General features: G+C 67.4%; 22 protein-coding genes. 17 read left to right on the forward strand and 5 right to left on the reverse strand.

The window, feature by feature from the left end; all coding sequences use genetic code 11:
• Positions 1–488 precede the first annotated feature (488 nt).
• Both V5A19_RS01635 and V5A19_RS01640 read left to right on the forward strand, forming a co-directional pair.
• Positions 489–1,739, forward strand: coding sequence for a 3-deoxy-D-manno-octulosonic acid transferase (locus V5A19_RS01635; RefSeq protein ID WP_332317566.1), 1,251 nt, complete (start codon positions 489–491; stop codon positions 1,737–1,739).
• A gap of 90 nt (positions 1,740–1,829) precedes the next feature.
• Positions 1,830–2,684 carry a sulfotransferase family protein gene (locus tag V5A19_RS01640; protein WP_332317567.1) on the forward strand — a complete coding sequence of 285 codons (855 nt, stop codon included), beginning with the start codon at positions 1,830–1,832 and terminating at the stop codon, positions 2,682–2,684.
• A 139-nt stretch (positions 2,685–2,823) separates the two neighbouring features.
• On the opposite strand, the gene V5A19_RS01645 is transcribed toward V5A19_RS01640, so the two are convergent.
• The 3 genes from V5A19_RS01645 to V5A19_RS01655 form a co-directional block, all read right to left on the reverse strand.
• Complete coding sequence (locus V5A19_RS01645) at positions 2,824–3,483, reverse strand: sulfotransferase family 2 domain-containing protein (RefSeq protein WP_332317568.1); 660 nt, start codon at positions 3,481–3,483, stop codon at positions 2,824–2,826.
• A 13-nt stretch (positions 3,484–3,496) separates the two neighbouring features.
• A complete protein-coding gene (locus V5A19_RS01650; RefSeq protein WP_332317569.1) occupies positions 3,497–4,633 on the reverse strand; it encodes a glycosyltransferase in 1,137 nt (378 codons plus the stop codon).
• Positions 4,634–4,714: 81 nt separating this feature from the next.
• Positions 4,715–5,563: a sulfotransferase gene (locus V5A19_RS01655; RefSeq protein WP_332317570.1), complete on the reverse strand. Its 849-nt coding sequence runs from the start codon at positions 5,561–5,563 to the stop codon at positions 4,715–4,717.
• A gap of 394 nt (positions 5,564–5,957) precedes the next feature.
• On the opposite strand from V5A19_RS01655, the gene V5A19_RS01660 reads away from it, so the two are divergent.
• The 5 genes from V5A19_RS01660 (at position 5,958) to V5A19_RS01680 (ending at position 11,436) form a co-directional block, all read left to right on the forward strand.
• The gene (locus tag V5A19_RS01660; protein ID WP_332317571.1) at positions 5,958–7,310 is read left to right on the forward strand and encodes an O-antigen ligase family protein; all 1,353 of its coding nucleotides are present in this window, start codon (positions 5,958–5,960) and stop codon (positions 7,308–7,310) included.
• 259 nt (positions 7,311–7,569) lie between these two features.
• The gene (locus V5A19_RS01665) at positions 7,570–8,415 is read left to right on the forward strand and encodes a hypothetical protein (protein WP_332317572.1); all 846 of its coding nucleotides are present in this window, start codon (positions 7,570–7,572) and stop codon (positions 8,413–8,415) included.
• A 37-nt stretch (positions 8,416–8,452) separates the two neighbouring features.
• Positions 8,453–9,631, forward strand: coding sequence for a glycosyltransferase (locus V5A19_RS01670; protein WP_332317573.1), 1,179 nt, complete (start codon positions 8,453–8,455; stop codon positions 9,629–9,631).
• Entirely contained in the window at positions 9,624–10,373 is a 750-nt protein-coding gene (locus V5A19_RS01675) for a sulfotransferase family protein (protein ID WP_332317574.1), read from the forward strand. Before V5A19_RS01670 ends, V5A19_RS01675 begins: the two co-directional genes overlap by 8 nt.
• Before the next feature lie 472 nt (positions 10,374–10,845).
• Positions 10,846–11,436 (forward strand): hypothetical protein, encoded by a 591-nt coding sequence (locus V5A19_RS01680; protein WP_332317575.1) that lies wholly within the window; start codon positions 10,846–10,848, stop codon positions 11,434–11,436.
• Positions 11,437–11,530: 94 nt separating this feature from the next.
• Here the strand turns inward: V5A19_RS01680 and V5A19_RS01685 are convergent, their stop codons facing one another.
• Positions 11,531–12,628, reverse strand: coding sequence for a sulfotransferase family 2 domain-containing protein (locus V5A19_RS01685; RefSeq protein WP_332317576.1), 1,098 nt, complete (start codon positions 12,626–12,628; stop codon positions 11,531–11,533).
• Between V5A19_RS01685 and V5A19_RS01690 the strand changes: the two genes are divergently transcribed.
• From V5A19_RS01690 to V5A19_RS01700, 3 genes are read left to right on the forward strand one after another with little or no spacing between them, the layout of a single operon-like run.
• Positions 12,609–13,739 (forward strand): glycosyltransferase, encoded by a 1,131-nt coding sequence (locus tag V5A19_RS01690; RefSeq protein ID WP_332317577.1) that lies wholly within the window; start codon positions 12,609–12,611, stop codon positions 13,737–13,739. The genes V5A19_RS01685 and V5A19_RS01690 overlap by 20 nt on opposite strands.
• A 40-nt stretch (positions 13,740–13,779) precedes the next feature.
• Positions 13,780–15,219 (forward strand): bifunctional D-glycero-beta-D-manno-heptose-7-phosphate kinase/D-glycero-beta-D-manno-heptose 1-phosphate adenylyltransferase HldE, encoded by a 1,440-nt coding sequence (gene hldE, locus V5A19_RS01695; protein ID WP_332317578.1) that lies wholly within the window; start codon positions 13,780–13,782, stop codon positions 15,217–15,219.
• A 2-nt stretch (positions 15,220–15,221) separates the two neighbouring features.
• A complete protein-coding gene (locus V5A19_RS01700; RefSeq protein WP_332317579.1) occupies positions 15,222–16,103 on the forward strand; it encodes a hypothetical protein in 882 nt (293 codons plus the stop codon).
• A gap of 55 nt (positions 16,104–16,158) precedes the next feature.
• Here V5A19_RS01700 and V5A19_RS01705 read toward each other — a convergent pair whose 3' ends face one another.
• Positions 16,159–17,568 (reverse strand): PhoH family protein, encoded by a 1,410-nt coding sequence (locus V5A19_RS01705; protein WP_332327677.1) that lies wholly within the window; start codon positions 17,566–17,568, stop codon positions 16,159–16,161.
• Between the two features lie 248 nt (positions 17,569–17,816).
• Here V5A19_RS01705 and dapA point away from each other — a divergent pair, with 248 nt between their 5' ends.
• The 7 genes from dapA (at position 17,817) to purL (ending at position 25,980) form a co-directional block, all read left to right on the forward strand.
• Complete coding sequence (gene dapA, locus V5A19_RS01710; RefSeq protein ID WP_332317581.1) at positions 17,817–18,698, forward strand: 4-hydroxy-tetrahydrodipicolinate synthase; 882 nt, start codon at positions 17,817–17,819, stop codon at positions 18,696–18,698.
• 53 nt (positions 18,699–18,751) lie between these two features.
• Positions 18,752–19,234 (forward strand): plastocyanin/azurin family copper-binding protein, encoded by a 483-nt coding sequence (locus V5A19_RS01715; protein ID WP_332317582.1) that lies wholly within the window; start codon positions 18,752–18,754, stop codon positions 19,232–19,234.
• Between the two features lies 1 nt (position 19,235).
• Positions 19,236–19,625: a c-type cytochrome gene (locus V5A19_RS01720; RefSeq protein ID WP_332317583.1), complete on the forward strand. Its 390-nt coding sequence runs from the start codon at positions 19,236–19,238 to the stop codon at positions 19,623–19,625.
• Positions 19,626–19,786: 161 nt separating this feature from the next.
• On the forward strand, positions 19,787–20,389 hold the full coding sequence (locus V5A19_RS01725; protein ID WP_332317584.1) for a hypothetical protein: 603 nt from the start codon (positions 19,787–19,789) through the stop codon (positions 20,387–20,389).
• Positions 20,390–20,481: 92 nt separating this feature from the next.
• Complete coding sequence (locus V5A19_RS01730; RefSeq protein ID WP_332317585.1) at positions 20,482–21,189, forward strand: hypothetical protein; 708 nt, start codon at positions 20,482–20,484, stop codon at positions 21,187–21,189.
• Positions 21,190–21,221: 32 nt separating this feature from the next.
• Positions 21,222–21,932 (forward strand): phosphoribosylaminoimidazolesuccinocarboxamide synthase, encoded by a 711-nt coding sequence (purC, locus tag V5A19_RS01735; protein WP_332317586.1) that lies wholly within the window; start codon positions 21,222–21,224, stop codon positions 21,930–21,932.
• A 136-nt stretch (positions 21,933–22,068) separates the two neighbouring features.
• Complete coding sequence (gene purL / locus V5A19_RS01740) at positions 22,069–25,980, forward strand: phosphoribosylformylglycinamidine synthase (RefSeq protein ID WP_332317587.1); 3,912 nt, start codon at positions 22,069–22,071, stop codon at positions 25,978–25,980.
• The last annotated feature ends 23 nt before the right edge of the window (positions 25,981–26,003 follow it).

Below are 26,003 nucleotides of genomic sequence, written 5' to 3' on the forward strand. Positions count from 1 at the left end.
GTCAGCCGTATCGCCCGGCAAGGCGCAAAAGGCAAGACCTGACCCTTCCGCTTTTTGACCCTTTCGCTTTTCCTTCCGCTTTCTTCTCCCGCTTTTTTCCCTCACGCCCCGGCTCGTTGCCAGCGCCTTGGGCCGCTCGGCCTTATCATCCGGGAGGCGGATGGTCAGTGTGGTTATTGGTCTATCTCCTTCAGGAATTGCGCGGGGCTGAGATTCCGTAGGCCCGGCCATGTCAGCTCTCCTCCCCGCAAGTCGCGGAGGTTCCGGGTCACGATGCCTTGACCACCGCCGGCCACCGCCAGTTCGATAAGGTGATTGTCTGCCTCGTCCGGCAGGATGGGGCGCCAGCCATAACGTCGTCCCCAGGAGTGTCATAAAGGGCGTGTAACCGGTTTGATGAGGGGCGGGCTCGGTGTTTTCCCGGCTCTGGCCCCTTCCCGCCCTTCGTGGCAGGATTGCGGCCTTCCTCCGCCGCCCGATCCGCTGCCATGGCCACCACCCTCTACCGCAGCCTGACCCGCCTGGCCCTGCCGCTCGGCGCCGCTTATACCCTGGTCCGCGCCGCCCGCGACGGCGGCGGCCGCTATCTGCGTCAGCGCCTGGGCCGGGGACTGCCGGCGGGGCCGTTCGCGGTGTGGGTCCACTGCGCCTCGGTGGGCGAGGTCCAGGCCGCCGCGCCGCTGGTGGCGGCGCTGGCGCCCCGCGTCGACGATCCGGTGCTGGTGACCACCAACACCCCCACCGGGGCGGCGGTGGCGGCGCGGGAGCTGCCGCCGGTTGTCACCCATGCCTACCTGCCGCTAGATGCGCCGGGGCTGGTGCGGCGCTTCCTGGCGGCCGTTCGGCCCCGATGCGCCCTGGTGCTGGAGACCGAGCTCTGGCCCAACCTGTTCGCCGCCTGCGGCGAGCGGGGGGTGCCGCTGGCCATGGTCAACGGCCGGCTGTCGCCGCGGACCCTGAATGCCCCGGCCTGGCTGCAGCGGGCCTTCACAGAGGCCCTGTCAGCGGTGTCGCTGGGCTTGGCCCGCTCCGAGAGCGATGCCGAGCGCTTCCGCGCCCTGGGCCTGCCCGCCGACCGGCTGCGGGCAGCGGGGAACCTGAAGTTTGCCGACGGTGCCGCCGGGGAGGGAGCGGAAGGGCCCGCGCCGCTGGAGCGGTCCTACGTCCTGGCCGCCTCCACCCGGGAAGGCGAGGAGGCCCGGGTGGCCCGGGCCTGGGCGGGCCTGGACGCCGGCGGGCGGGTGCTGGTGATGGCCCCCCGCCACCCCGAGCGCCGGGAACCCGTCCTGCGCGAGCTCAACGGCGCCGGCTGGTCCGTGGCGGTACGCAGCCGCGGCGAGGCGGTCACCGCGGCGACCGAGATCTATCTGGTGGACACCCTGGGCGAGCTGGGGCCGTTCATGGCCCACGCCGATGTGGTGTTCATGGGCGGCTCGCTGGTGCCCAGGGGCGGCCACAACCTGCTGGAGCCCGCCGCGCGGGGGCGGGCGGTGGTCACCGGGGCGCACACGGCGAACTTCGCCGAAGAGGCCCAGGCTTTGCGCGACGCCGGCGCCTTGGTGGAGGTGGCCGACGAGGCCGGGCTACGCCAGGCCCTGGCCGACCTGCTGGCCGATCCGGGGCGGCGCGAGCGCCTGGGCGCCGCTGCGCGGGAGGTGGTGGCCGAGCGGGCCGGGGTGCTGGCCGCCTACGTGACCGCCCTCACCGAGTGGTGCCCGGAACTGGACGGAAAGGCTTGAAAGCGGGCCGGAGACGGCGGCCGCAAGGATTCATCTTACCCGCCGCGTAAGGAATGACCCTCCCATGAATGCTAAACGGGGACCCGCCGCATGAAGATCGTCTACGTCACCGGCCTGGGCCGCAGCGGCACCACGCTGCTGGACATCCTGCTCAACGCCCACAGCCAGATGCAGGGGGTGGGGGAGGTGCACAAGCTCTACGGCTTTGCCCACGTGCTTCGCAACCCCAACCCCCAGAGCGTGGACAGCATCGGCAATACCTGCGCCTGCGGCGCGGCCACCATCTGGGACTGCCCGTTCTGGACGGCGGTGGACGCCGAGCTAACCGAGCGCACCGGCCGGGGGCTCAAGGACCTGCGCCTGGAGGCCAGGGACCGGGCTACCTTCGAGCGCGACAACCTCGACCTGTTCCGGGCGGTGCAGGCGGTCTCCGGGGCCGCCTACGTTATCGATTCCTCCAAGCGCGTCACCCGGCTGCGTTGGCTGCTCAAGCACCCCGAGATCGAGGTGGTTCCCATCCATGTCCTGCGCAACCCCAAGGGCCGGGCGTCCTCGGTGAAGCGGCGCAAGGGTCAGGTGTTCCGGCCCACGGTGCAGTACTCCTACCGCTCCCTGCGCCTGTTCGCGCTGCTGTTCAACCGGCCCCACTTGGTGGTGCGCTACGAGCGCCTAGCCGCCGAGCCCGAGGCCGAGATGCGGCGCATCATGGGCTACCTGGGCCTGGACTACGAGCCGGCGCAGGTGAACGACTGGGCCAACAGCGCCCACCATAATCTGGCCGGCAACGCGGTGCGCCGGGCCACCAGCAGCGAGATCGGCCTGCGCGAATCCTGGCGCGAGGAGCTGGGCTGGGCCACGCGGGCCGGCATCGACCTGATCGCGGCGCCGGGGCGGGCGCTGAACTGGGTGAAGGAGTGGCGTTGGCGGGACGCGGCGAAGGGGTAGGAGCCGGCACCAGCGTCTAGGACCCTCCTTGCTGTCATCGCGAGCGCAGCGACGCGATCTGCCGGCCGGGGCCCGCGTATAGGCAGGTTGCCGCGAGCCCTGACGGGCGATCGTAACGATAACCGGCAGGGGGCTTTATTTAGTCGAAGCTGTAGCCGAGGTTGTCGATGTCCAGCCGGAAGTGGCGTTCAATGAGCTCGGCGGCGGTGTCGCTGTAGTAGCGGCGGTAGTCGCTGCGGCCCTCGGCCCGGCGCTTGTGGGGCAGGGCGGGCGGGCGCTCGAGGCCGATGCGCCGGCAGGCCTCGTAATAGTCGGCCTCCAGGCTCTCGTAATGGCCGAGGAAGTCCACCAGGCAGCGGCCGTCGAAGTCCATCAAGGAGTGCCACTGCGGCTCGATGGAGGCATCGACGATGTAGTGGTAGGGCCGCTCGGGGTCGGCCAGCTTCCAGCGCAGGAAGGTCTCGAAGTCGTCGATGCCTTCCAGCAGGTGCGGCCGCTCGCGGGCGATGTGGTACCAAGAGCTCGCCTGCAGGTCCCACGGGTTGCGCACGAAGGCAAACTTGAACAGGGACTCGAACAGATCCAGGGGTAGCATCTCGTAGGCGGTGATGGCCTTGGCGTGGCGCGGCATGCGTACCCCCATGCGGCGACCGGTGAGGTCGCTGAGGCGCCGGCAAACCAATTGCGGGTAGAACAGCGGATCGCGCCAGCGGTAGCGGTCCAGGGCCGTGCGCACGCTGGTGCCGCCGGTCTTGGCCAGGTGCACGAACAGGAAGCGGTAGCGGTGGCAGTAGAGCATGCGCCGACGTTCCTCAGTCTGGCCGCGGTTCCGGGTGCGGCGGCGTGACGCCCAGAACGTCCAGATAGGCCCAAGCGCTGGCGGTGTCGCGGTAGCGCTCGGCGGCGGCCTGCAGGTGGGCCCGATCCGGCGGATGGGCCAGGGTGCGGGCCATGGCCTCAGCCAGGGCGGCATCGTCGCCCATCGCCACCAATTCCCCGTAGCGACCATCGCCGAGGATCTCCCGCGGCCCGCTTGGGCAGTCGGTGGCTACCGCCGGGGTGCCCAGGGCCAGGGCCTCGGTGAGGGCGTTGGGCGAGCCCTCCCAGGCGCAGGACAGCACGAACAGGTCGGCGCGTGCCATCGCTGGATAGGGGTTGGCGGCGAACCCGGGCAGGCTGACTGCCTCTTCCAGGCCGAGCGTTTTGATCAGGGTCTCCAGCTCCGCCCGCTGCGGGCCCTCGCCCAGGAGGATCAGGCGGGCGGCCTCATGCTCGCGCAGCCGGGCGAAGGCGCGCAGCAGGGTGGGGAAATCCTTCTGCCGGTTCAGGCGCCCCACCGCCAGGATCACCGGCCCGTCGCCCGGTTCCCGGAGCCACGGGTGGTCCGGCTCGGCGGCTGCCCGCTCGGCCAGCTCCGGGGTCACCACCGGATTGGGCAGCACGTGGATGGCCTCCCTGGGCAGGCCGGTCACTGCGGCGGTGTCCTCGGCCACGCCGCGGCTGACGGCGATCACCGCGTCGGCCCGGCGGTAGGCCCGGCGCATGGGCAGCGTCCGCAGCCAGCGCCGCAGCCTCGAGCGGCCCTGCAAGGCCTGGGACAGGTTGTTGCCAAGGCGCACCGCCACCCGGGTATCCCCCCCCGCCAACCGGGCCGCGCGAATGGCGGCGCGGTTGGCGCGGTCCTTGGCCGCCAGCAGGGCGGTGGGCCGTTCGCGGCGCAGGTAGCGGGCCAGCGGGCCCATGCTCGACCAGCTGTGGCGGGTGCCCAGGTCCACAGTGCGCACCCCCTCCGGCAGGCTCTTGGCGTGACCGCCCTCGGCGCGCGCCCGAACCAGGTCCACCCCTACGCCCAGGCGGGCCATGGCCGCGGCCAGGTTGAGCATCATGTGCTCCACCCCGCCGTCCCCGGAGAAGGACAGGAAGATGGCGACGCGCTCGGTTACGGGCATGGGGTGGAAGCGGATAAGAGAGGCAGCATGAGGACCTAGTTTACCGGGCGCCCTCCCGGGCAACAAGGCGGGCTACGGGCCTCACGGCCCGTAGCCGAAGGTCTCCAGCAACTGGGACTGGTCAGCAGCGAATCGGCGGAGCTCGGGGTCTTCGCGGTAGGCGAAGGCGCGGCCGGAATCCAGCGAGGCGGTCAGCTCCCGCCGGGGCGCCCGATCGAGCGCCAGGCCGCAGAACTCGGCCAGGCGCTCAAGCTCCTGCTCCGGCGACCGGAGCAGGTCCTCGTAGCTAATGGTCAGGGCCCGGTTGCCCAGTTGCTCGACCTGGCGTCGGCCCTCGGCCATGTACTCGGTCCACAGCTGCAGCGCCGGCTCGCGCCGGGCCAGACGGGGGGTGTCGACCAGCTCACCGCGCTTGGGCAGGAAGCGGAACAGGGCGCGGCGCTTGTGGAAGCGCCGGCGGCTGCGCGCCAGCGAGCGCTCCCGGCGGACCACCAGGCTCTCGGCCACGTCCACCCCGTGGCGCTCCACATTGATCACCCGTGCCTCGGGGAAAAGCTCCAGCCACAACGGCAGGGTGAAGGTAGTGCGCGGGTCCTTCCAGCCCCAAAGCCCCTCCCCCCGTTTGACCAGGTTGCGCCATCCCCAGAATCCCAGGGTGCGCGGGAAAGTCAGGCTCGCGCGCAAGTAATCGGCGGCAAGCTCCCGGGAGGGCGGATCGTCTAGGATGTCGGCGAAAGGTAGCGGCCGCGTCCAGGACCCCCCGCCTTGGGCCAGCAGCCAGCGGTTCAGGCGCCGGAAGTACAGGGCCTCGTTGTTGCGACCCAGGCGCCGGCCGATGTAGACCCCGGAGCGGGCCAGCAGACCGGCGAGCATGGTCGTGCCCGAGCGGTGCGTGCCGATGATGATTAAGGGCGGGCTGGGGGTGTCCATGTATGATCGGTTGCGATTGGGTATAAAAGGTCGTCGGGAGGGTAGCACGTCCCCGGGCCTGTGGCCGTGGTGGCTGGCATCAGCGAGCCTCGCGGTTCAGGAGAGTGCCCTTATGCTCGGGTCGAGGGTTCCTGCTGGACCGCATCCGAGCCATTGCCTTTCCGAGCGACACCGGTGGTTGGCCGTGTGGGAGTGCGTGAGGGCGGAGGCCGGCCATCCCGGAGTAGCAAAAGTCGGTCAAACTCGAGTCTGTTGGTGGCGGCCTGGAGGGTTCCGAGGGCGGCTCCCGGAATGGCAAATCCACTCCAGAGCCGTATCGAACGGTGGTGGGCATGCCGGACATTTCCCGTATAATGCAAGCCTTTGCGAATTTGGGCGGCCCGGGGATTGGTCCTTGCAGCGAACAGCCGCCGTCTTGTCTTCCCGGTTCCCGCTCCGCGAGGGGCAATCCTTCCACACGGTGATGGTTTCAGCTGGTGTTGCCCTTCTCGGCTTCGGCAGCCTTCTCAGCACGGCCTCCATCTACCTCGCCTTGGGCCTCCTGGCTGTGTTGGCTGCCTCCGAGGGCCGTCCTTTCCTTCGGTTCTGTGCCCGCTCTCCCTGGGCATGGCTGGTGGTGGGCCTAACGGTCTATATGGCCTTGCGCTTGCTCATAGCCCAACAGGCCCTGCCCGACCAAGCCGATGCGATAAGCAAGCACGGTAGGCAGCTGGCTATGGTGGCAGGCCTTCCCGCCCTCTTCCTGGCCTGGCATCTGGGCCGGGATCCCAAGCGAGTGATCCTCCTGCTGACCGGACTGGTCGGCTCCCTGACGGTCTTCTTCTTCCTTGAGGCGGGCTGGTCGGCGCTAAGCCACTACCTGGTCGAGGGGGGTGGGGGGCGGCTCCAATTCGGTGGCCATAAAAACGCCATCGGTGGCTTGTACGGTGGGGGGGAGATCGCCGCCCTGTATTTGGTAACCGTCCTTGTAAAGCAGCTCCGGCAGCACCGATGGGGATGGGCCGGGATCGCCCTCCTGGTCCTGCTTGTGGGGATGGCTGCCCTTTTCTTTCTTGTGGTGATCTGGAACCAGTCCCGGACGGCGTGGCTGGGGCTGGTCTTGGCCCTGGTCCCGGTCGCCCTGTATGCCCTGGGCCGCTTCCATCGGGCGGAAAGGGTCTCCCGGGAGGCGGGTGTGATCACCGCGGTGGTCCTGCTCCTGGCCGTGCTCGCCTGGAATTACAGCGCTACCCTCGAAAAACGGGCGGCCGGGCTGGTGGACGGATTCCGGGGGGCTTCGGAGCTTCAATTGGACGATGCCGCCACGGGGTCCGTGGAGTACCGGGTCCGACTCCTCATGGCCGGATGGGAGGCTTTGGGCGAAAAGCCGCTTTCCGGATGGGGGCCGGGTCGTTTTGACTTTGTTATCGCCGAGGTGGGAGGGGGAAATCTCAGGGATTTAAACCATTTTCACAATTTCTACATCCAGATGGCTGTCGGTTTCGGGATGATTGGCCTGGTGGGCTTCTTGGCGGTATTCCTGCTCCCCCTTCGTGATACCTGGTGCCTGTTCCGGGAGCGCTCCCTTTCGCCGCACTTCACCCTGTTGGTGATTGCCACCTGGGTCTACCTGTTAACCCTGAACGGGGCCACAATTCGCCACGATGATCCGGTGGGTCAGGCCTATTTCGTTATGGCGCTGGGGATCGCCGGGGTGGCCTCGGTCAAGAGGCGAGGGGAGATCGCCGGGGAGGGGGCCGAGGCATGACGGTTCCTGATCACCACCCGAGCAAGGCGCTCCCCTTTTTCTGGGTGCATACCCATAAGGCCGGCGGGCAAAGTATGAGGGGCACGTTTAGGGGCCCGTATGTGGAAACCGAACGCAAAAGGCCCCCGCCTCTGGTGGCTTTGCCCAAGCGTCCTGCACGTTGCCTGGAGGAGAGGCATTACCCCGACGATATCGAGGGGCTGGGAAACCGCTTCGCCTACGATGAACCGGTTCTTCGGTCGAGGTTCGCCTAATGGGGATGCCAGGCCAAACGGAGGGGGTTTCCGAGCTGGAGCTCACCTTGGTGGGACTACCCAAGACGGCGACCACCTGGCTCGCTTCCGTCCTGGATTACAATCCGGAGGTGAATCTGTTCGATGAGAGTGACAAGATCGAGCGGTTGTGGGCCAGACCGCAGGGGGTTCCGTTACTGATTGCCGAATCGGTTACCGACCCCCTTTTCCTGGGGGCCGTGGAACGGCGAGCGGAGGCGGTTAGGGCCTTGCAAAGCAGGGTCCCGGGCAAGCGCCACCTCTTGTTTCTCCGCGAGCCTGGTGACTGGGTGGTTTCCTTGTATCGGCAGTTTGTCAAGCGGGGAGGCTACCGGAGGTTCCGTGATTTCTTCGGGGAAACTTCGGACCATATTGTGACCCCGGCCTACCTGGATTACGGGTGGCTGGTGGAGGATGTCGGGCAGGCCGTCCCGGGGCCGGTGGCGATTTGCCACTATGACTGTCTCCTTCGCGATCCCCAGGGCTTCGTTACCGCCATAACCCGGGCCTTCGGCGGCGACACTGGGCTTCAGGATCTGGTCTCCGGGATCCCGCCCCGTGCCTTCCATCAGCAGGCCAACGTTGGGCTGCGCGGGCGTGGGGCCCGCTGGCTGCGAGCGCTCAACCGCATCCGGCGCAGTCGCTGGAACCCCCATGGCTGGTTCTCCTGGAAGCGTGCGGAGCGGCTCCCCTGGTCGCGCCTGGGAATGGGCGGAAGCGATCTTTTGGACGACGAGGACCGGGCCTATCTGGCCGAGATGGTTGAACGCTATGCCGACTGGTCCTTATGGGAGGATCGGTTCAAGGACCGGTGCGTATTTCTTCATGGGTGAAGGCGAGCCTGTACAAAAGCTGCGAGTTACCCATTGCATGCCGATCTTTTCGGAGCTCACACAGACTTTTGTCTACGAGCTCCTCTCCAACCTACAAGCCAGACAGGGGCTGGATGTCGAGGTTCTGACCTGGAACCGAAAGAATGCCGAGGAGCGACCGTTTCATCCCGTCTACGAGGTCTCGCCCCCCACCTCCGCGGAGCTTGCCCGGCTACGCGCCCAGCGAACCCTGCCGCCGTCTTGGGAGAACGGGCTCCCCCCAACCCGCTTTGAAAAGCAGGTCCGGCAACGGCTGGTGGCGTCCCGGACGGATATCGTCCATGCCCAGTTTGGCCCTACGGCGGTACTGATCGGGCGGGCCTGTCGGGAGGCGGGGATACCCCTTGTCGTGACCTTTCGGGGGCGGGACGCTTCGGCCAAGATCCGCAAATGGCGCTGGCGACGCCTTTACCGCCGCAGCTTGGCCAATGCGGCGGCCATAACCTGTGTTTCGCCGGACTTGTGTGAGCGCATCCGCCCCATGCTGCCGGCGGAGCTGGAGCCGGTCTTTATCCCTGGAGGCAAGCACCCCCGGCTGCTGGAGTACCGGCCGCCGGGCCCGCCTTCCGGTCGCCTGGTTTCGATTGGGCGGCTGATCGATAAAAAGGGCCATTCCGACGCCATCCGTGCGGTGGCCCGTGCTCGGGAGAGCGGTGCGGAGGTTACCCTGACTGTCATCGGCGAGGGGCCGCTGCGGGACCGGCTCCAGGAGGAGATCGCCGAGCTGGGTTTGGAGGGCTCTGTGACCCTCACTGGTCCCTTGCCCTTCGAGCGGGTGGTCGCCCTGATGGGCGAAGCCGACTTCCTCGTTGCGGCCAATCGAACCGGCGCCAAAGGGGACCGGGAGGGAATCCCCAACGTGGTCAAGGAGGCCCAGCTCCTCGGAGTGCCGGTCATAGGTACGCGGCACGGGGGAATCCCCTATGCCATCCCGGGGGCCTTTCGAACGGAACTAGTAGCGGAAGGTGACATTGACGGCTTGGCGCGGCGGATCCGGGAAATGAACCAGCTTAGCGAGGGCGAGCTTGAGGAACGGGCCCGTATCGGGCGTCGGTTCGTCCTGGATCGTTTCGATCCGGTGGTAGAAGCCCGAGATTATCAAGGCCTGTATGAGCAGGTGGCAGGGGGGTCGAAGGCGCCGGCTGTTTCCAGGGAGGTCTTCGGCGATCATGCTTGATCGGGAAGAGAAATGGTGGCTTCGCTGGCACCCCCTGGCCAGGGGAATCGATCCCCGTGTCCGGGTGGAGTGGGTCACTCGGCGGGCGGCCATCAACCCGGCCCGCCGGTATTGTTATTTCCGTCTTCCTAAGTGCGCTAATTCGACGGTCATCAAGACCCTGTTCAGGTATGACCCCACCCTGGAGGAAGGGCCCGTATCGGCCGATGTCCATACCATGAAAAAGCGCTTCTCGGGACTGTTTCGAGCCCGAGTCTGGACGCCTCGGCAGCTAACCGCCAACTATTTCTGCTTTAGCGTAGTGCGAAATCCCTATACTCGCGTGCTGTCCGCCTACTTGGACAAAATCGCTGCGGCGGAAGCAGGCCAATACGGCTTTGTTGCCCGTTCCGCCGGGTTCGAGGAGGCCCGCGGGGTCTCCTTCTCCAGATTCGTCTCTTTCCTTGAGAGCGGTGGCCTTTACGCCAACCCGCATTGGGCGCCCCAGGTTGCCCTGCTCCCGGTGGAGCCGTCCGGTCTGGCCTTCCTTGGCCGGGTGGAAAGTCTTGACGAGGACTTGGGGAAGCTTGCTGATCGTCTTTTTGGGGAAGGCACCTTTCAGGGAGCGGCCCTCCGGGCTGACCGGCGAAGAGGTTCCGATATCCGGACCGCCGACTTCTACGATGCCGAGCTCTTTTGCCGCGTTTACCGGCTTTACCGTTCCGATTTTGAAGCCTTTGGGTACTCCGGCCATCCGGAATAGCTAAGTGGTGGGACGGACCAAAAGCAAGGGCTAAGCCTCCTGCTGGGAAGAGTCTATGCCAGAATTTAGGCAGGCCGGAGTCCGAACCCGGGCGGAGGATACAGGGAGCTTAAAAACGATGGCTTTGCCCAAGCTGTGGCTTCACGCCGGGGTCCACAAGACCGGGACTACCGCTCTCCAGCAATTCGCTGCTTCGCACCGGGAGACCCTCCTGGAGCGCGGCCTGTGGTATCCCGATTTTCGCCCGGTGCTGGAGGCGGGGCCCGCCTCCCACAACCGCCTTGCGCATGCCCTGGTGGGGCCGGGCGGGGCACGGGGGCTCGATCCGGCACAGGTCCGGGACCTTGTTGCCCATTGGCGGGCGAATATTGGAGATCGGTCCCTGCTGCTTAGCGCCGAGGCCTTTTGCCGACACGTTGTACCGGGGGCGGGGGAGGATTGGCTCGATCAGCGGAGGGGCTATTTAGAGGGTGTGGCGGAGGCGTTTCGCGATTTCGATGTGGAAGTCATTCTGGTCCTGCGTAGGCAGGATGAACTGGCTCACTCCCTCTATCTTGAGAACATCATGAAGGGCTCCCGCCGGGGGAGGATGTCTTTTTCGGATTTTCGAAAGTTCATTGAATCTCGCCATCTGCGGTTTGAGGACAACATCGCCACCTTCGAGCGGGTTTTCGGGCCGGTCAGGGTCCTGACCTACGAAGGGCTGGCTCGGGATAATCGGTTGCTTCAGAACTTCTTCGCCGAGCTCGGTTTTCGGGTTGCCGGTTTGGAGGATTCGGGCCTGGTCCGGCAAAGCCTTACTGTGCGGCAGGCGCGAATGAAACGCGCATTCCTTCCGTTAATCGGTTCACACGGCCAAAATCGACAGGTCAACCGGTTTCTGAGGTGGGGGCCCATGGCAAGGGCTTCGGCACGCTTTGTCGATGAGCCCGAAACCGGGTTCTGGGAGAATGAAAGCGCTCGGCAGCGCTGGCTGGAGTGCTATGCCGAGGAAAACGAGCGGATCCGCTCGCGCTTCTTCCCGGATAGGGCGAGCCTGTTTAGTCCCGGGTTAGATTGCTGAGCCCCGGAAGGGACGAGAGCCAGGGGCTCGACCAGTCATCTCGTTCGGTTGGGCGGTTTCCCTAGATCTTTGGAAGAGCCGCTACCGACCAGGTTTATGTGGTGGCTCGCAGGGGGGTGGAGCCCACCAATCTGGGGAAATTATAGTCGAGCATTTCGATGTCCGATTCGTAAAGCTGCTCTACCATGCGCAGGGTTTTTCGGGTGTAGGCCCGCTCGGGGGGTGGCTGCCCGGTGTAGGCGTTCTCTCGCGGAAAGGAGGGCCGTGACGGTAAGCCAAGGCGCCAGGCAATAATCCCAAAGTCTTCCTCGATGGTCTCTAAGTGACCGATAAAGTCGACCAAAAGCCGCCCTTCGCCGTCCGTAATATCCGGCCACACTGGGGCTGTATGGGTGGCCAGCTGCCGGTTCTTCCGGCTTGCCCAGGCCTCCGGGAGCATGGCCAGGAAGTCCTCGAATCGGTGACGAAGGCGGAAACGAGGCCAAACCTGCTGAATTACTCCCCGCCGGGTTAGATATTTCCAGCAGGATACCGCGCGAGCATAAGGGTTGCGGACAACAGTGAATTTGAAACGTTCTGAAAAATCATCGGGATAAAGGAACTCCTTAGCAAACAGCATGCGGCGGTAGTCGTATTCTCCCAGAGGGATCCGGAAGTTGTTCAAGTTGTCGTTCCATTCTTGCCTCGGTAGGGCAAGGAAAGGGCTAGGGTTTTTGCGGTGGGTTTCCACATAGGATTCCCCCAGGGCCTTGCGGATGCTCTGCCCGCCGGACTTTTTGATGTGAAGCCAAAGGAAAGAGGACGCCGGCAAGTGGGAGGATATTGTTACCATTGATAATCTGGAACCGGAGATGGGCGGTAAACACTTCCAACGGTGATCCCTCTCGGGGGCTGGACTGGTCCAGGTGAAATGCCCTCGGGAGTTATTAACGGTTTTCGGCGGAGGTGGCTGTGTTTTGATATCCGGCCCCCTTTTTCGTTTCTGGGGGTTAGCCTCAATAGGATCTGGTAAGAAGTGTGCGTGAACATTTTCCTCATCTCCTTCAAGCCTAAGCCTAACTTGGTAGCGGCCTTCCTGCCATCCCCAAAGAGTGCTCGGGTTTCCGGCGGAGCCCAGGTCAAAAGTCCCCTGGACCGGCGATCGCCACAACCGCGGGTTGATGGATTCGGTAATGCCGGCTAGCCACCGCATTGCGGTCTTCTTCGCCACCTCCGGCCGCAGCGGGGTGGATCGCCTGCTGCGGAACCTGGTTCCGGCGCTGGCCGAGCGCGGGGTGGCCGTGGACCTGCTGCGGGTCCGGGGTCATGGTCCCGAATTGGACCCGGTCCCGGAGGGGGTGCGGGTGGTGGACCTCGGCGCCGGCCATGCCGCCACCGCCCTGCCGGCCCTGGTCCGCTACCTGCGCCGGGTGCGTCCGGACGTCCTGTTTTCCGGCAAGGACCGGATCAACCGCATCGCCTATCTGGCCCGCAGGCTGGCCGGGGTGCCGGTCCGGCAGGTGTTCCGCTACGGCACTATGCCGTCGGTGGCCCTGTCTAAGCGGCGCTTTTTGGAACGCCTGATCCAGGGATGGTCCCTGCCGCGTCTGTATCGCCGGGCCGATCGGGTCCTGGTGCCTTCCGAAGGGGTGCGCAGGGACCTGGTGGGGGCCTTCGGGGTTCCCGGCGAGCGGGTGCGCACCGTGGCCAGCCCGGTGGTGGCGGCGGAGCTGTTCGACCAGAGCCGCCCCCGGCCCGACCATCCCTGGTTCCGTCCCGGCGAGCCGCCGGTGGTCCTGGGGGTGGGCGAGCTTTCTACCCGCAAGGACTTCGCCACCCTGGTGCGGGCCTTCGCCCGTCTGCGCGCCGATCGGCAGGCGCGGCTGGTCCTGGTCGGGCAGGGCGGTGAGTGGACCGCTCTGGAGGCACTCGCCCGCGAGCTGGGAGTGGCCGGGGATGTGGACCTGGTGGGGTTTCGCTCCAATCCCTACGATTACATGGGCCATGCCTCGGTGCTCGCCCTGAGCTCCCGCTGGGAGGGGCTGGGCTTCGTGCTGGTGGAGGCCATGGCCCTGGGCACGCCGGTGGCTGCCACCGATTGCCCCAGCGGGCCGCGCGAGCTGCTGGACGACGGCCGCCTGGGGCCGCTGGTGGCGGTGGGGGATTGGCGAGGCCTGGGCGATGCCCTGGCCCGCACCCTGGATGCGCCGCCCGATCCCGATGCCCTGCGGCGCGCGGCCGCCCCCTACGAGATCGGGGCCGCCACCGACGCCTACCTGGCGGAGCTGCTGCCCGAAACCGCCGAGGCCGGGGCCGCTGTGTGATAGCCTTGGCCCCTTTGCCGACGTAGAGGACCCGCTCCCCATGCGCCTGCCCGATTTCTCCCGCGCCCGCCTGCTGGTGGCCGGGGACCTCATGCTCGACCGCTACTGGTCGGGGGGGACCGGCCGCATCTCGCCGGAGGCGCCCGTCCCTGTGGTGCGGGTGGAGGGCGAGGAGGTCCGTCCCGGGGGTGCCGGCAACGTGGCCCTGAACGCCGCGGCCCTGGGCGCCAGCGTCCGCCTGCTCGGCTTCACCGGCGACGATACCGAGGCCGACGCCCTGGCCGAGTCGCTCACGGCCGGGGGCGTTGACTGCCGCTTCCTGCGCGAGCCGGCCATCCCCACCCTGGTCAAGCTGCGCGTGCTCAGCCGCCATCAGCAGCTCATCCGGCTGGATTTCGAGGAGGGCTTCGCCGCCTGCGACGTCGACGCCCTGGGCGACCGGTTCGCCAACGAGCTGGCGGGCAGCGACGCCGTGGTGCTGTCGGACTACGGCAAGGGCACCCTGGCCGATGTGGGCGGGCTCATCGAGCGGGCCCGAGCGGCCGGCAAGCCGGTGCTGGTGGATCCCAAGGGCACCGACTTCCGGCGCTACCGCGGCGCTACCGCCATCACCCCCAACAGGGCGGAGCTCGAGGCGGTGGTCGGCCCCTGCGGGACCGACGCCGACCTGGTCGCCAGGGCCGAGGCCCTGCGCGCCGAGCTGGACCTGGGGGCGCTTCTGGTCACCCGCGGCGAGCGCGGCATGACCCTGGTGCGCCCCGGGGGCGAGGCGGACCACATCGCTACCCGCGCCCGGGAGGTTTTCGATGTTACCGGCGCCGGCGACACGGTGATTGCCACCCTGGCCTCGGCCCTGGCCGCCGGCGAGGCCTGGCCCGACGCCGTGGCCCTGGCCAACCTCGCCGGCGGAGTGGTGGTGGGCCGGCTGGGCACGGTCACCGTCACCCCAGCCGAGCTGCGCCGGGTCCACCTGGCGGAGCAGGACGGGCGCAAGGTGCTGAGCGAGGCCGAGCTGATGACGGTTCTGGCGGACGCCCGGGCCCACGGCGAGCGGGTGGTGCTGACCAACGGCTGCTTCGACCTGCTGCACGCCGGTCACGTGGCCTATCTGGAGGAGGCCGCCGAGCTCGGCGACCGCCTGATCGTGGCGGTCAACGACGATGCCTCGGTGGCCCGGCTGAAGGGGGCCGGGCGGCCGGTGACGCCGCTGGCGCAGCGCATGGCGGTGCTGGCGGGGCTGGCCGCCGTGGACTGGGTGGTCCCCTTCGCTGAGGACACCCCGCAGCGCTTGATCGAACGGGTCCGGCCGGACTATCTGGTCAAGGGCGGGGACTATCGGCCTGAGGCGATAGCGGGCTATGAAGCGGTAACGGCGGCTGGCGGCGAGGTGGTGGTGCTGCCGTTCCGGGAGGATTGCTCCAGCACGGCGATCATCAATGCCCTACGGGGCACGGATACGCCGCGGAAAGAAGGGAATTGAGCATGGCCAAGGCAGAGGACCCGCGGCGCCTGAGCCTCGCCGCGACCGCGATGGTCGCGGCAGCGGTGTTGGTGGCCGGCTGCGGCGCCAAGCACACCGTGGGCGACACCGTCATCTACGATCCCGAGGCGGAGTCGAGCCAGGCCCAGGACGCCCCGGAGGGGAGTGCCTCGGAGGAGGGCTCCCCGGAGAAAGGGGATGAACCGCCGGAAGGCGGGGCGGCATCCGGCCCGGATTCCGGCTCGGGCGAGCGTGCCGAGGGCTCGGGGGATAGCACCAAAGCACGCGGATCGTCGGAGCCGAGCGCCCGAAAGGAAGGTGGCGAAGGCGGCGATGCTACGGAGACTGACGGGCAAGCCGATAACGGCGGCGGCGAAGCGCCGGATGAGCCCACCAAGCCCGAACAGGCAGGCCAGTTCATGGAGGCCAAGGGTACCAGCGTCGGGGATGAGGAATGGTTAGCCGAGATCCGGGGGGAGGGCGAGGGCCAGTGGCTGGCCAGTCCCTACGGGCCGGCCGCCACCTACGCCATGGTGCGGGCGGCCACTTACCTGCAGGGCCTGCGGATGGCCGAAGAGGACCGCGAGGCCCGACGCTTCACCACCACCCGCGCCTACAAGGCCTGGCACGGCGACAACGAGGGCGGCTGGTCCCTGACCATGAAGGTCCTCACCAAGGGCTTCGGCAAGGACGCCCGCTACCGCTTCCGGGTGTCGGTGGACCCCCGCGACGCCGGCGGCAGCCGGGTAAGCGTCGATCAGTACCGCGAGGTGATGGAGGAGGAGCCGCACCAGGACGTCGGCGATTGGGTGGAAGCCGATGGGCCCGACCCCGAGATCACCCGCAAGTACCTGGAAGGAGTCCAGCGGGCTATCGGGGAGTAGCTTCCCGGAACCTTTCGGCCAAGCCGGCCCCTGGCCGCGAGGGGCCGGTTCCCTCCTACAGCGCCTGGTTGGCGAAGTCGGCCAGGCGCGAGCGCTCGCCCTGGACCAGGGTGATGTGGCCGCCGTGCTGCCACTCCTTGAAGCTGTCCACCACATAGGTAAGCCCGGAATTGGCCTCGGTGAGGTAGGGGGTGTCTATCTGGTTGATATTGCCCAGGCAGACCATCTTGGTGCCGGGACCGGCGCGGGTGAGCAGGGTCTTCATCTGCTTGGGGCTAAGGTTCTGGGCCTCGTCGATGATGATCAGGCGGTTGAGGAAGGTGCGCCCGCGCATGAAGTTCAGCGACTTGATGCGGATGCGGTGGCGCAGCAGGTCCTGGCTGACCTGGGCCGCCCAGGAGCTGGCCTCGGCGGACCCCTTGCCGCCCTTGCCGCCGCCTGAGCCCCCCGTCAGCAGCTCCAGGTTGTCTTCAATTGCCCCCATCCAGGGGGCCATCTTCTCCTCTTCGGTGCCCGGTAGGAAGCCGATGTCCTCCCCCACGGGCACCGTCGCCCGGGTAATGATGGCTTCGGCGAAGCGCTTCTCCTCGACCACCTGGTCCAGGGTGGCGGCCAGGGTCAGCAAGGTCTTGCCGGTGCCCGCCAGGCCCAGGAGGGTGACGAAATCCACCTCCGGGTCCATTAGCAGGTTGAGGGCGAAGTTCTGTTCCCGGTTGAGAGCGGTAATCCCCCATACGGCGTTGTTGGGCTTGGCGTAGTCGCGGATGGGCTCGATGACGTAGTTGGCCGGATCCTGGCGGGGGGTGATCCGGTAGGACAGGCCCTCGTCCTCACCGTGACCCTCGGAGTAGACGAACTCGTTGGGCCACCAGTTCTCCTCCACCTGGGAAAGCCGATAGAAGGTCCGGCCCTCCTCCGGGGCGTAATCGGCGATCTGCAGCGGGTGGGACTCCCAGAAGTCATTCGCCACCACATTATGGCCGGTATAGAGGAGGTCGGGATCCTCCACCGTGTGGTCACTGGTGTAGTCCTCCACGTGAAGGCCGAACGTGCGCCCCTTGATCCGGAGGTTGATGTCATTGGTGATCAGGGTCACCGAAAGCTCCGGGTGACGGTGCTTAAGGCCCAGGACCACCCCCAGGATCTGGTTGTCGGCCTTGCTCTGGGAGACGTCGAAGGGCAGGGGGTGCTCGATGGCGTCCATCTGGAAGAACAGCCTACCGCCCGTGCCCGGCAACGGCATACCCTGGCTGAAATCCTCGACACTCTGGCACAGGTCGTCGAGGAGGCGGGAAACCTGGCGGACGTTGCGGGCCACTTCGGACATGCCCTTTTTGCCGGCGTCCAGCTCCTCCAGGACGACCATGGGCAGGAAAATATCGTGCTCCTCGAACCGGAACAGGCAGCTCGGGTCGTGCATGAGCACGTTGGTATCCAATACGAACAGGCGCTTGTCTTCTCGCATTCCCTCCGCCCTGTGGCGCATGGTTGGGTGACAGCCTTACCTAGAAGAATATCCCTAAGGGCGTTGGCCACTGCTTTCCATGACCATCCTACCGGGCCGGCGGGCGCCATCCCAGAGGCCTGGCCGGAGGGCTTGAACCGGAGTTGCTTGCTCGGGTATACGGTTGGCCGCTATAGTGCTTCCGATTCTTGACGAAGGACCCGAGGTGGGTCGGCAAAACACTGCACAGGTCGGGAGGACCGCGAGCGATGTTCCACGGAAGCATAGTCGCCCTGGTGACCCCCATGCTGGAGGACGGGGCGATCGATTGGGATGCCCTGGGCGACCTGGTGGACTTCCACCTGGAACAGGGCACCCATGGCATCGTTGCGGTAGGGACCACCGGCGAATCGGCGACCCTGGACCACGACGAGCACCGCAAAGTCATCCGCTTCGTGGTGGACCGGGTTCAAAGCCGCATCCCGGTAATTGCCGGCACCGGCTCCAATTCCACCCGCGAGAGCCTGGAACTGACCCGCCACGCCCGCGAGGTGGGGGCGGATGCGGCTCTCCTCGTGGCCCCCTACTACAACAAGCCGACCCAGGAGGGCCTCTACCAGCACTTCCAGACGCTGGCCGAGGAAGTTCACCTCCCCCAGATCCTCTATAACGTGCCCGGACGCACTGGCTGTCAGATTGATGTGGCCACGGTGGACCGGCTTTCCCACCTTTCCACTGTCGTCGGCATCAAGGACGCTACCGGCGATGTGGGCCGTTCCATGGCTCTGGTCCGGACCTGCGGCGAGCGTGTCGACATCATTTCTGGAGAGGACGGCATCGCCCTGCCCCTCATGCTCACCGGTGGCAAGGGCTGTATCTCCGTGACCGCTAACGTGGCCCCTGGGACCATGGCAGGCATGTGCGATGCGGCCATCTCCGGGGATCTGGCCCGGGCCCGGGCCCTCGACGACCAGCTGGCGCCCCTGCACCGTGCCCTGTTCCGGGAGGCCAATCCCATTCCCGTAAAGTGGGCCCTGCACGAAACGGCACAAATGGGTCCCGGCATCCGCCTGCCGCTGACACCGCTTGCGGAGACGTATCGGCCCGAGCTGCGCCGGGCCCTGGAGGGGCTGGGGCTGGTCGGAGCTTGAATGACGAGCCAGTGTCCTAGCCAAGTTCACCACGGAAGCGCTTAGGAGAGGTAATGAAGACCAACCTGATGGCTTGCGCGCTGGGGGGAATCCTGGCCCTGACCGCCAACGCGGCCTGGGCCGAAGTCCACGAGGTGGAAGTCCTCAACATGGGCAGCGACGGCGACCGCATGGTCTTCGAGCCCGCCCTGGTTGAGGCCGAACCCGGAGATACCGTACGTTTCGTTTTCAAGGATCCGGGCCACAACGCCGCCGCGTACCATCCCGACAATCGCGGCAAGCCCGAGCTGATTCCCGCCGGCGCCGATGTCTGGGATAGTGGCTTCAAGAGCCCGGGGCAGGACTACGAGGTCAGCTTTTCCACGGAGGGCGCCCATCACTACTACTGCCTGCCGCATGAAGGCCTGGGCATGGTCGGCATTATCGCCGTGGGCGATGCCTCCAAAGGCCCCGGCCTGGATGCGGTGGAAAACGCCGATATCCCCGGAAAGGCCAAGCAGCTCTTCCGGGAGCTCCATAAGGAGCTGAAGGAGTAACGTGCGGCGAGCCCGAGGCGGCAACGGCCAAAAGCTCGGGGCGGCGATTGGGCTCGTCTTGCTGCTGCCCGCCGCTGCCGCTCAGACGGACGGAGAGCCGGCGGATAAGGAAGGCGAGGGCTTGATGCCGCCCGCGGTCCAAGTGTGCCTGGGATGTCATAGCCTGGACCCGACCGACCGCCGGGGTGGCGCCGGGCCGCCGTTGCGCGGGGTGGTGGGCCGGACCCCGTCGGTGGACGGGGTGACTGCCGCGCGCTGGAATGCCCAGTTGCTGGACCGCTGGCTCGCTAATCCCCGTGCCTTGGACCCGGACACGGAAAGTCGCTTTCCCGGCTATGCCGATCCCGCCATGCGTGAGTCTGTGATCCGCTTCCTTGAAGGCTTGCAGTGATCCGCTGCCCGGCGGCGAAATTGCGATTTGCCGGGATTCCAAAGCGCGTGCTAGGGTCCGGCGGCTCGGTCACCGAGCCGAAGGCCCGTATTTTATCTTGCCCAGTCCGGCCCGAGGCTGTCACCTCGGGCCGGCTTCGTCCGGTAGGGGAGTCCGCTGCCATGAAGCCGCCCGCATCGGGAACCGTCCGCCGGTTCTCCCCCCTGTTCCCGGTGCTGTTGGCCGGGGTCTTGGCCGTCGCCTGCGGCCCCAATCGAGGCCCCGACTACGGCGCTGACCCGGTGGAGAGCCAGTCCCTGGCCATCCCCCCTGACCTTACGGCCGAGCCCCTGGCCACCCAGAACCCCTTTCCGGATCTCCCCGATATCGAGCGGCCCAGGACCGGCCCTGATTCCGCGGAGGCGGAAGGCGACTGGATGGCCAGCCTTGACGGTAACACCCTGAACGTTCCTGTTCCCGAGGCATGGGCCATGGGGTCGGTGCGGGCAGCCCTTCTGCTCCATGGCATTGCCGTTGCCGAGGAGCGCCTGGGGCTGCTGCGGACCGGCTGGCTTTCAGGCGAGGACCATCGCCATCTGGGCGTGGAGCCCCCCTCGCAGGGCCGGGTTCGCTACACCCTGGAAAGCCGGCCCCAAGCAAACGGCGCTACACGCATCCTGGCCCAGGCCGAATCCCGAGAGGGTGACGAGGTGAAGCGAGCTTCCCAGGAGAGCGTGACCCAGTTCCTGCAGGCAATCCAGCCGGCCTTCGGCAAACGCCGCTAGGCCGGGCCCAGCCAACGGGACCGGATGGGCCGGCTTGCCGCGGTTCGGACAATCCAGCCTCCCAGTTGGGGGGAGCAAAAAAGGGACGCCCCATGACCTGGAATATCCTGCTGGCCCTGGTGATCCTGGTGGTGTTCTGGTCCTTGTCGCGGTCCATGCCGGTGGTGCTCGGCGGTTGGGTGGGCAAGCTGGCCGGCAAGACCGAGACCCGCCTGGACGACCATCTGGTGGAGGAGCTCGATGACGCCACGGGGCGAGTCGCCCTGGCCGTTGGCCTGTGGCTGGCGTGGCAAGCCCTGGGGCTGGAAGGGGGTTTCGACATCTTTTTGGCAACTCTTCTGGCGCTGGGTGTGGTATTAACCGGGTCGGTCCTGGTTTTCGAAGCCCTGGTGGCCATCTTCCAGTTCTTCAGCGACCCCCACGAGGACCGCGGCCGCGACATGTTGCGCCCGTTCCAGGCCCGTTTCCGGCAGCTGGCGGGAGGCCTGGTGGTACTCGGTGGCGGCATGCTGACGCTGGCCACGGTGGGCGTGGACGGGGTCTTGCTGGGGGCCCTGGCCCTCACCGTCGGCTTGGTGGGAGCCCTTGCCCTGCAGCCCACCCTCCAGGAGCTCTCCGCCGGGCTGGATCTCGTCCAGGGCAGCGGCTGGCGCCCGGGTACGCGCATCAGCATCGGCGAGCATACCGGAACCCTGGCGTCGATCTCGCCGGCGACAGTGACCCTGGACACCTCCGAAGGCCAGGTGCAGATCGCCAACTCCCGGGCCCTGGGGGCGGCGGTGGTGCAGTCCCAGGGATGACGGCTGCCGCCGGCGGCCAAGGAGTCTAGCCCATGACCAAGGCCGAGATGCTGTACCAGGGCAAGGGCAAGCAGGTCTTCGCCACCGAGGATCCGGACACCCTGGTGCTGGCTTTCAAGGACACCGCCACCGCCTTCGACGGCACCAAGACCAGCGAGCTGGCCGGCAAGGGCCGGCTCAACAACCGCATCAACGCCCACATCATGGGTCTGCTCGCGGACCGTGGGATACCGGTCCACCATATCCGACGCCTGTCGGAGACCGAGAGCGAAGTCCGGCGCCTGGATATGCTCCCCGTGGAGGCCGTGGTCCGCAATGTGGTCGCCGGCAGCCTCGCCCGGCGCCTGGGCATGACCGAGGGGGCTGTGCTCGATCGCCCGGTGTTCGAGTTCTTCTACAAAAGCGACGAGCTCGGTGATCCTTTGATCAACCGTTTCCATATCCTAGCCTTCGGCTGGGCCACCGAGGTGGAGGTGGTCCGCATGGAGGAGCTTTCTTTCCGGGTCAACGAGGTCCTGCACGCCCTTTTCCAGGCGGGCGGCATGCAATTGGTGGACTACAAGCTGGAGTTCGGCCGCTTCCATGGCGAGCTCGTGCTCGGCGACGAGTTTACCCCCGACGGCTGCCGCCTCTGGGACCTGGAGACCGGCGAAAAGCTGGACAAGGACCGCTTCCGCCGCGACCTGGGCGATGTCCTCGAAGGCTACCGCGAGATCGGGCGCCGTCTGGGCGTCGAGCTCTAGGCCAGCCGCGCCTCACCTCCATGGGGCGCCCACGGACCAGGCCCGCGTTCCGAATCCCTGCTAAATCGAACGCCTTGACCCTGGCTTGCTCGTAGAGCGGGCCGTAACGGTGTGCCGCGGACGACGAGGTATTCCTATGGAAGTCTTTGCTGGTCCCGCCGCGTTATCCGAGTTCCGGCGGCAGCGCCTTCTGGCCGAGATACAGGCGGCCGCCCCGGCGATCGCCGATGTCGCTGCGGCCTTCGTCCATTTCGTGGAGCCCGCGGGCGAGCTGACGGCCGATGACCGGGAGGTTCTGGGGCGCCTCCTGACCTACGGCGAGGCCCCTGGGGACGATTCGGCCCTGTCCCGGCCGGACCTGATTGCGGTGCCGCGGCCCGGCACCGTGTCGGCGTGGTCGTCCAAGGCGACGGACATCGCCCGGCGCTGCAATCTGGAGCGGGTGCGGCGAGTGGAGCGGGGCACCGCCTTCGCCTTGACCAAGGAGGGCGCCGAGCCCCTGACCGAGGCCGAGCGGGCCGCGGTGGCGCCCATGTTGCATGACCGCATGACCGAGGCGGTGATCGGGGTCATGCACGAGGCCGGGGCCTTGTTCCGGGCCCCGGAGGCGCGCGAGCTGGAGGCCATCGACGTGCTCGGCGAGGGGCGCGCTGCCCTGGAAACCGCCAACCGTGAGCTGGGCCTGGCCCTGGCCGACGACGAGATCGACTATCTGGTGGACGGCTTCGGTGAGCTGGGCCGCAATCCTACCGATGTCGAGGTCATGATGTTCGCCCAGGCCAACAGCGAGCACTGCCGCCACAAGATCTTCAACGCCGACTGGATCCTCGACGACGAGCCCCAGTCTCAATCGCTGTTCGGCATGATCCGGACCACCTTTGAGAACAATCCCCGCCGGACGATCAGCGCCTACAGCGACAACGGGGCGGTCATCGAGGGTGCCTGGACCGGCCGCTTCTTCCCCGATCCGGGTACCCGCGAGTGGGACTATCACCGCGATGAGGCCCTACCCATCGTCATGAAGGTGGAGACCCACAATCACCCCACCGCCATATCGCCGTCGCCGGGGGCCGCCACCGGCTCGGGCGGAGAGATCCGCGACGAGGCGGCTACCGGCCGCGGCGCCAAGCCCAAGGCCGGCCTCACCGGCTTCACCACCAGCCATCTGCGTCTGCCCGATGCCCCCCGGCCCTGGGAGGCCGAGCGCGGCCGGCCGGAGCGTTTTGCCGCGGCGCGCGACATCATGCTGGAAGGGCCCATCGGGGCGGCGCGCTTCAACAATGAGTACGGCCGCCCCGGCATCACCGGCTACTTCCGCACCTTCGAGGCCGAGGTCGAGGGCCCGCATGGTCCCGAGCTGCGCGGCTACCACAAGCCCATCATGCTCGCCGGCGGCCTGGGCAACGTTCGCCGCCGCCACGCCATCAAGGCCAACAAGGCCTACATCAAGCCGGCCACCCCGGTGGTGGTGCTGGGGGGGGCGGCCCTGCGCATCGGCCTGGGCGGCGGCGCTGCCTCCAGCCAGACCGGCGGTGCCGGCGATGCCGAGCTGGACTACGCCTCGGTGCAGCGCGACAACCCCGAGATGCAGCGCCGCGCCCAGGAGGTCATCGACACCTGCTGGGGGTTGGGCGAGGAGAACCCCATCCTGTCCATCCACGATGTGGGTGCCGGCGGCCTGTCCAACGCCCTGCCGGAGCTGGTGCACGACGCCGATCGTGGCGGGACCTTCGATCTGAGCCGCATCCCGCGGTTGGATCCCAGCCTGTCGCCGGCGGAGCTGTGGACCAACGAGGCCCAGGAGCGCTATGTCATCGCCGTCTATCCGGATTTCCTGGCCCGCCTCCGGGCCATCTGCGAGCGCGAGCGCTGCCCCTATGCAGTCGTCGGCGAGGCCACCGAGGCCGAACACCTGAGCGTGACCGACGGCGAGGGCAGCCCGGCTGCGGTGGACATGGATCTGGACTTCCTGCTGGGCAAGCCGCCCAAGAAGACCATCGACGCCAGCCGTTTCAAGCGGCCCGGCCAGCCCCTGGGCGTTGGCTCCCTGGACATGGCCGAGGCCGCCGAGCGGGTGCTGCAGCACCCGGCGGTGGCCGACAAGACCTTCCTGATCACCATCGGCGACCGTACCATCACCGGCCAGGTAGCGCGCGATCAGATGGTGGGGCCGTGGCAGGTGCCGGTGGCCGACGTGGGCGTCACGCTGGCCGGCTTCGACACCCGCCGCGGCGAGGCCATGGCCATGGGCGAGCGCCCGTCAGCGGCGCTGCTGTCGGGGTCGGCCAGCGGCCGACTGGCGGTGGCCGAGGCCATCACCAACATCGCCGCGGCCCGCGTGCGTCGGTTGGAGGAGGTCAAGCTATCCGCCAACTGGATGGCGGCCTCGGGTCACCCCGGCGATGACGCCGACCTGTACGACACCGTGGCGGCGGTCTCCGATATGTGCCGGACCCTGGATATCGCCATTCCGGTGGGCAAGGACTCACTGTCCATGAAGACGGTGTGGACGGACGAGGCCGGTGCGCACGAGATGGCCTCGCCGGTGTCGCTGGTGGTTTCCGCCTTCGCCCCCGTGGCGGATGCCACCGCCACCCTGACCCCGCAGCTCGACCCGGACCCCGCGGCGGAGCTGCTGCTCATCGACCTGGGCGTCGGCGCCCATCGCCTGGGAGGCTCCATCCTCGCCCAGGTTTATCAGAGGCTGGGCGAGGAGGCGCCCGATGTGGATGATCCGCAGCGTTTGGCCGGGTTTTTTACCGCCATCCAGCATCTGGCCGGGGAGGACCGGCTGCGGGCCTATCACGACCGTTCCGACGGCGGCCTCCTGGCCACCCTGGCGGAGATGGCCTTCGCCGGCCACTGCGGCCTGACGGCGGACTTGGCGGAGGCGGCTGCCGATGGCGAGCCCGCCGCGGCGCTGTTCGCCGAGGAGCTGGGTGCGGTGGTCCAGGTAGTCCCCGGGGAACGGGCTGAGGTCCTGCGGGTCCTAGCGGACAATGGGCTCACCGACTGCGTGCACGTGCTGGGTGCCCCCCGGGATGACGATCGCCTGGTGGTGACCGCCGGCGGCACAACCTTCGTGGATGCCGACCGGGTGGCGCTGCACCGGATCTGGTCGGAGACTACCCGCCATATGCAGGCCCTGCGCGACGAGCCGGGATGCGCCCGCGAAGAGCACGACCGCATCCTTGATCGAGGAGACCCGGGGCTTCACGCGGAGCTCACCTTCGATCCGGCGGAAGACGTCGCCGCCCCCTTCGTGACCACCGGCGCCGCCCCAAGGGTTGCGGTGGTCCGGGAGCAGGGGATCAACGGCCAGGTGGAGATGGCCGCCGCCTTCCACCGGGCCGGGTTCGAGGCGGTGGATGTGCACATGTCCGACCTGGAGACCGGCTCCGAGGAGCTAGACGCTTTCCAGGCCCTGGCCGCCTGCGGCGGCTTCTCCTACGGCGACGTCCTGGGCGCCGGCGGCGGCTGGGCCAAGGCCATCCTGGAGAACCCTCGGCTGAGGGGTCAGTTCGGGGCCTTCTTCGCCCGCGAGGACACTCTGGCGCTGGGGGTGTGCAACGGCTGCCAGATGATGAGCCAGCTTGGCGAGCTTGTCCCCGGGTCGGAGCACTGGCCGGCCTTCCGGCGCAACCGCTCGGAGCAGTTCGAGGCCCGGCTGGTCATGGCCGAAGTGGCGGAAAGCTCGTCACTGCTAACCGCCGGCATGGCCGGCTCCCGCTTGCCCGTGGCTGTGGCGCACGGCGAGGGCCGGCCAGTGTTCGCCGCAGGAGCCCTCGAAGCCGCTGGGCAGCAAGGCGAGGTGGCCTTGAGCTATACCGACCCCCACGGCGGGCCGGCCACAGTCTATCCGGCCAACCCCAACGGGGCACCAGAGGGGGTGGCGGGACTGACCACGCCGGATGGCCGTTTCACCATCATGATGCCGCACCCGGAGCGCCTGTTCCGAACCGCGCAGTTCTCCTGGCATCCCGGGCCATGGGGGGAGGACGGGCCCTGGCTGCGGCTGTTCCGCAACGCCCGGCGTTGGTTCGGTTGAAGGTCCCGAAAGCGGTGTCTGCG

It is taken from the genome of Thiohalorhabdus sp., assembly GCF_036628635.1.
Lineage (GTDB): Bacteria > Pseudomonadota > Gammaproteobacteria > Thiohalorhabdales > Thiohalorhabdaceae > Thiohalorhabdus.

What these genes read in the sequence shown, in the direction of transcription:
- V5A19_RS01705 (WP_332327677.1), bottom strand. Translation starts at nt 17,568, where the DNA reads ATGCGAGAAGACAAGCGCCTGTTCGTATTGGATACCAACGTGCTCATG.
- purC (WP_332317586.1), top strand. Translation starts at nt 21,222, where the DNA reads ATGACCAAGGCCGAGATGCTGTACCAGGGCAAGGGCAAGCAGGTCTTC.
- V5A19_RS01665 (WP_332317572.1), top strand. Translation starts at nt 7,570, where the DNA reads ATGCCAGGCCAAACGGAGGGGGTTTCCGAGCTGGAGCTCACCTTGGTG.
- V5A19_RS01700 (WP_332317579.1), top strand. Translation starts at nt 15,222, where the DNA reads ATGGCCAAGGCAGAGGACCCGCGGCGCCTGAGCCTCGCCGCGACCGCG.
- V5A19_RS01655 (WP_332317570.1), bottom strand. Translation starts at nt 5,563, where the DNA reads ATGGACACCCCCAGCCCGCCCTTAATCATCATCGGCACGCACCGCTCG.
- V5A19_RS01715 (WP_332317582.1), top strand. Translation starts at nt 18,752, where the DNA reads ATGAAGACCAACCTGATGGCTTGCGCGCTGGGGGGAATCCTGGCCCTG.
- V5A19_RS01640 (WP_332317567.1), top strand. Translation starts at nt 1,830, where the DNA reads ATGAAGATCGTCTACGTCACCGGCCTGGGCCGCAGCGGCACCACGCTG.
- V5A19_RS01645 (WP_332317568.1), bottom strand. Translation starts at nt 3,483, where the DNA reads ATGCTCTACTGCCACCGCTACCGCTTCCTGTTCGTGCACCTGGCCAAG.
- hldE (WP_332317578.1), top strand. Translation starts at nt 13,780, where the DNA reads ATGCGCCTGCCCGATTTCTCCCGCGCCCGCCTGCTGGTGGCCGGGGAC.
- dapA (WP_332317581.1), top strand. Translation starts at nt 17,817, where the DNA reads ATGTTCCACGGAAGCATAGTCGCCCTGGTGACCCCCATGCTGGAGGAC.
- V5A19_RS01685 (WP_332317576.1), bottom strand. Translation starts at nt 12,628, where the DNA reads ATGCGGTGGCTAGCCGGCATTACCGAATCCATCAACCCGCGGTTGTGG.
- V5A19_RS01725 (WP_332317584.1), top strand. Translation starts at nt 19,787, where the DNA reads ATGAAGCCGCCCGCATCGGGAACCGTCCGCCGGTTCTCCCCCCTGTTC.
- purL (WP_332317587.1), top strand. Translation starts at nt 22,069, where the DNA reads ATGGAAGTCTTTGCTGGTCCCGCCGCGTTATCCGAGTTCCGGCGGCAG.
- V5A19_RS01635 (WP_332317566.1), top strand. Translation starts at nt 489, where the DNA reads ATGGCCACCACCCTCTACCGCAGCCTGACCCGCCTGGCCCTGCCGCTC.
- V5A19_RS01650 (WP_332317569.1), bottom strand. Translation starts at nt 4,633, where the DNA reads ATGCCCGTAACCGAGCGCGTCGCCATCTTCCTGTCCTTCTCCGGGGAC.
- V5A19_RS01670 (WP_332317573.1), top strand. Translation starts at nt 8,453, where the DNA reads ATGCCGATCTTTTCGGAGCTCACACAGACTTTTGTCTACGAGCTCCTC.
- V5A19_RS01690 (WP_332317577.1), top strand. Translation starts at nt 12,609, where the DNA reads ATGCCGGCTAGCCACCGCATTGCGGTCTTCTTCGCCACCTCCGGCCGC.
- V5A19_RS01730 (WP_332317585.1), top strand. Translation starts at nt 20,482, where the DNA reads ATGACCTGGAATATCCTGCTGGCCCTGGTGATCCTGGTGGTGTTCTGG.
- V5A19_RS01675 (WP_332317574.1), top strand. Translation starts at nt 9,624, where the DNA reads ATGCTTGATCGGGAAGAGAAATGGTGGCTTCGCTGGCACCCCCTGGCC.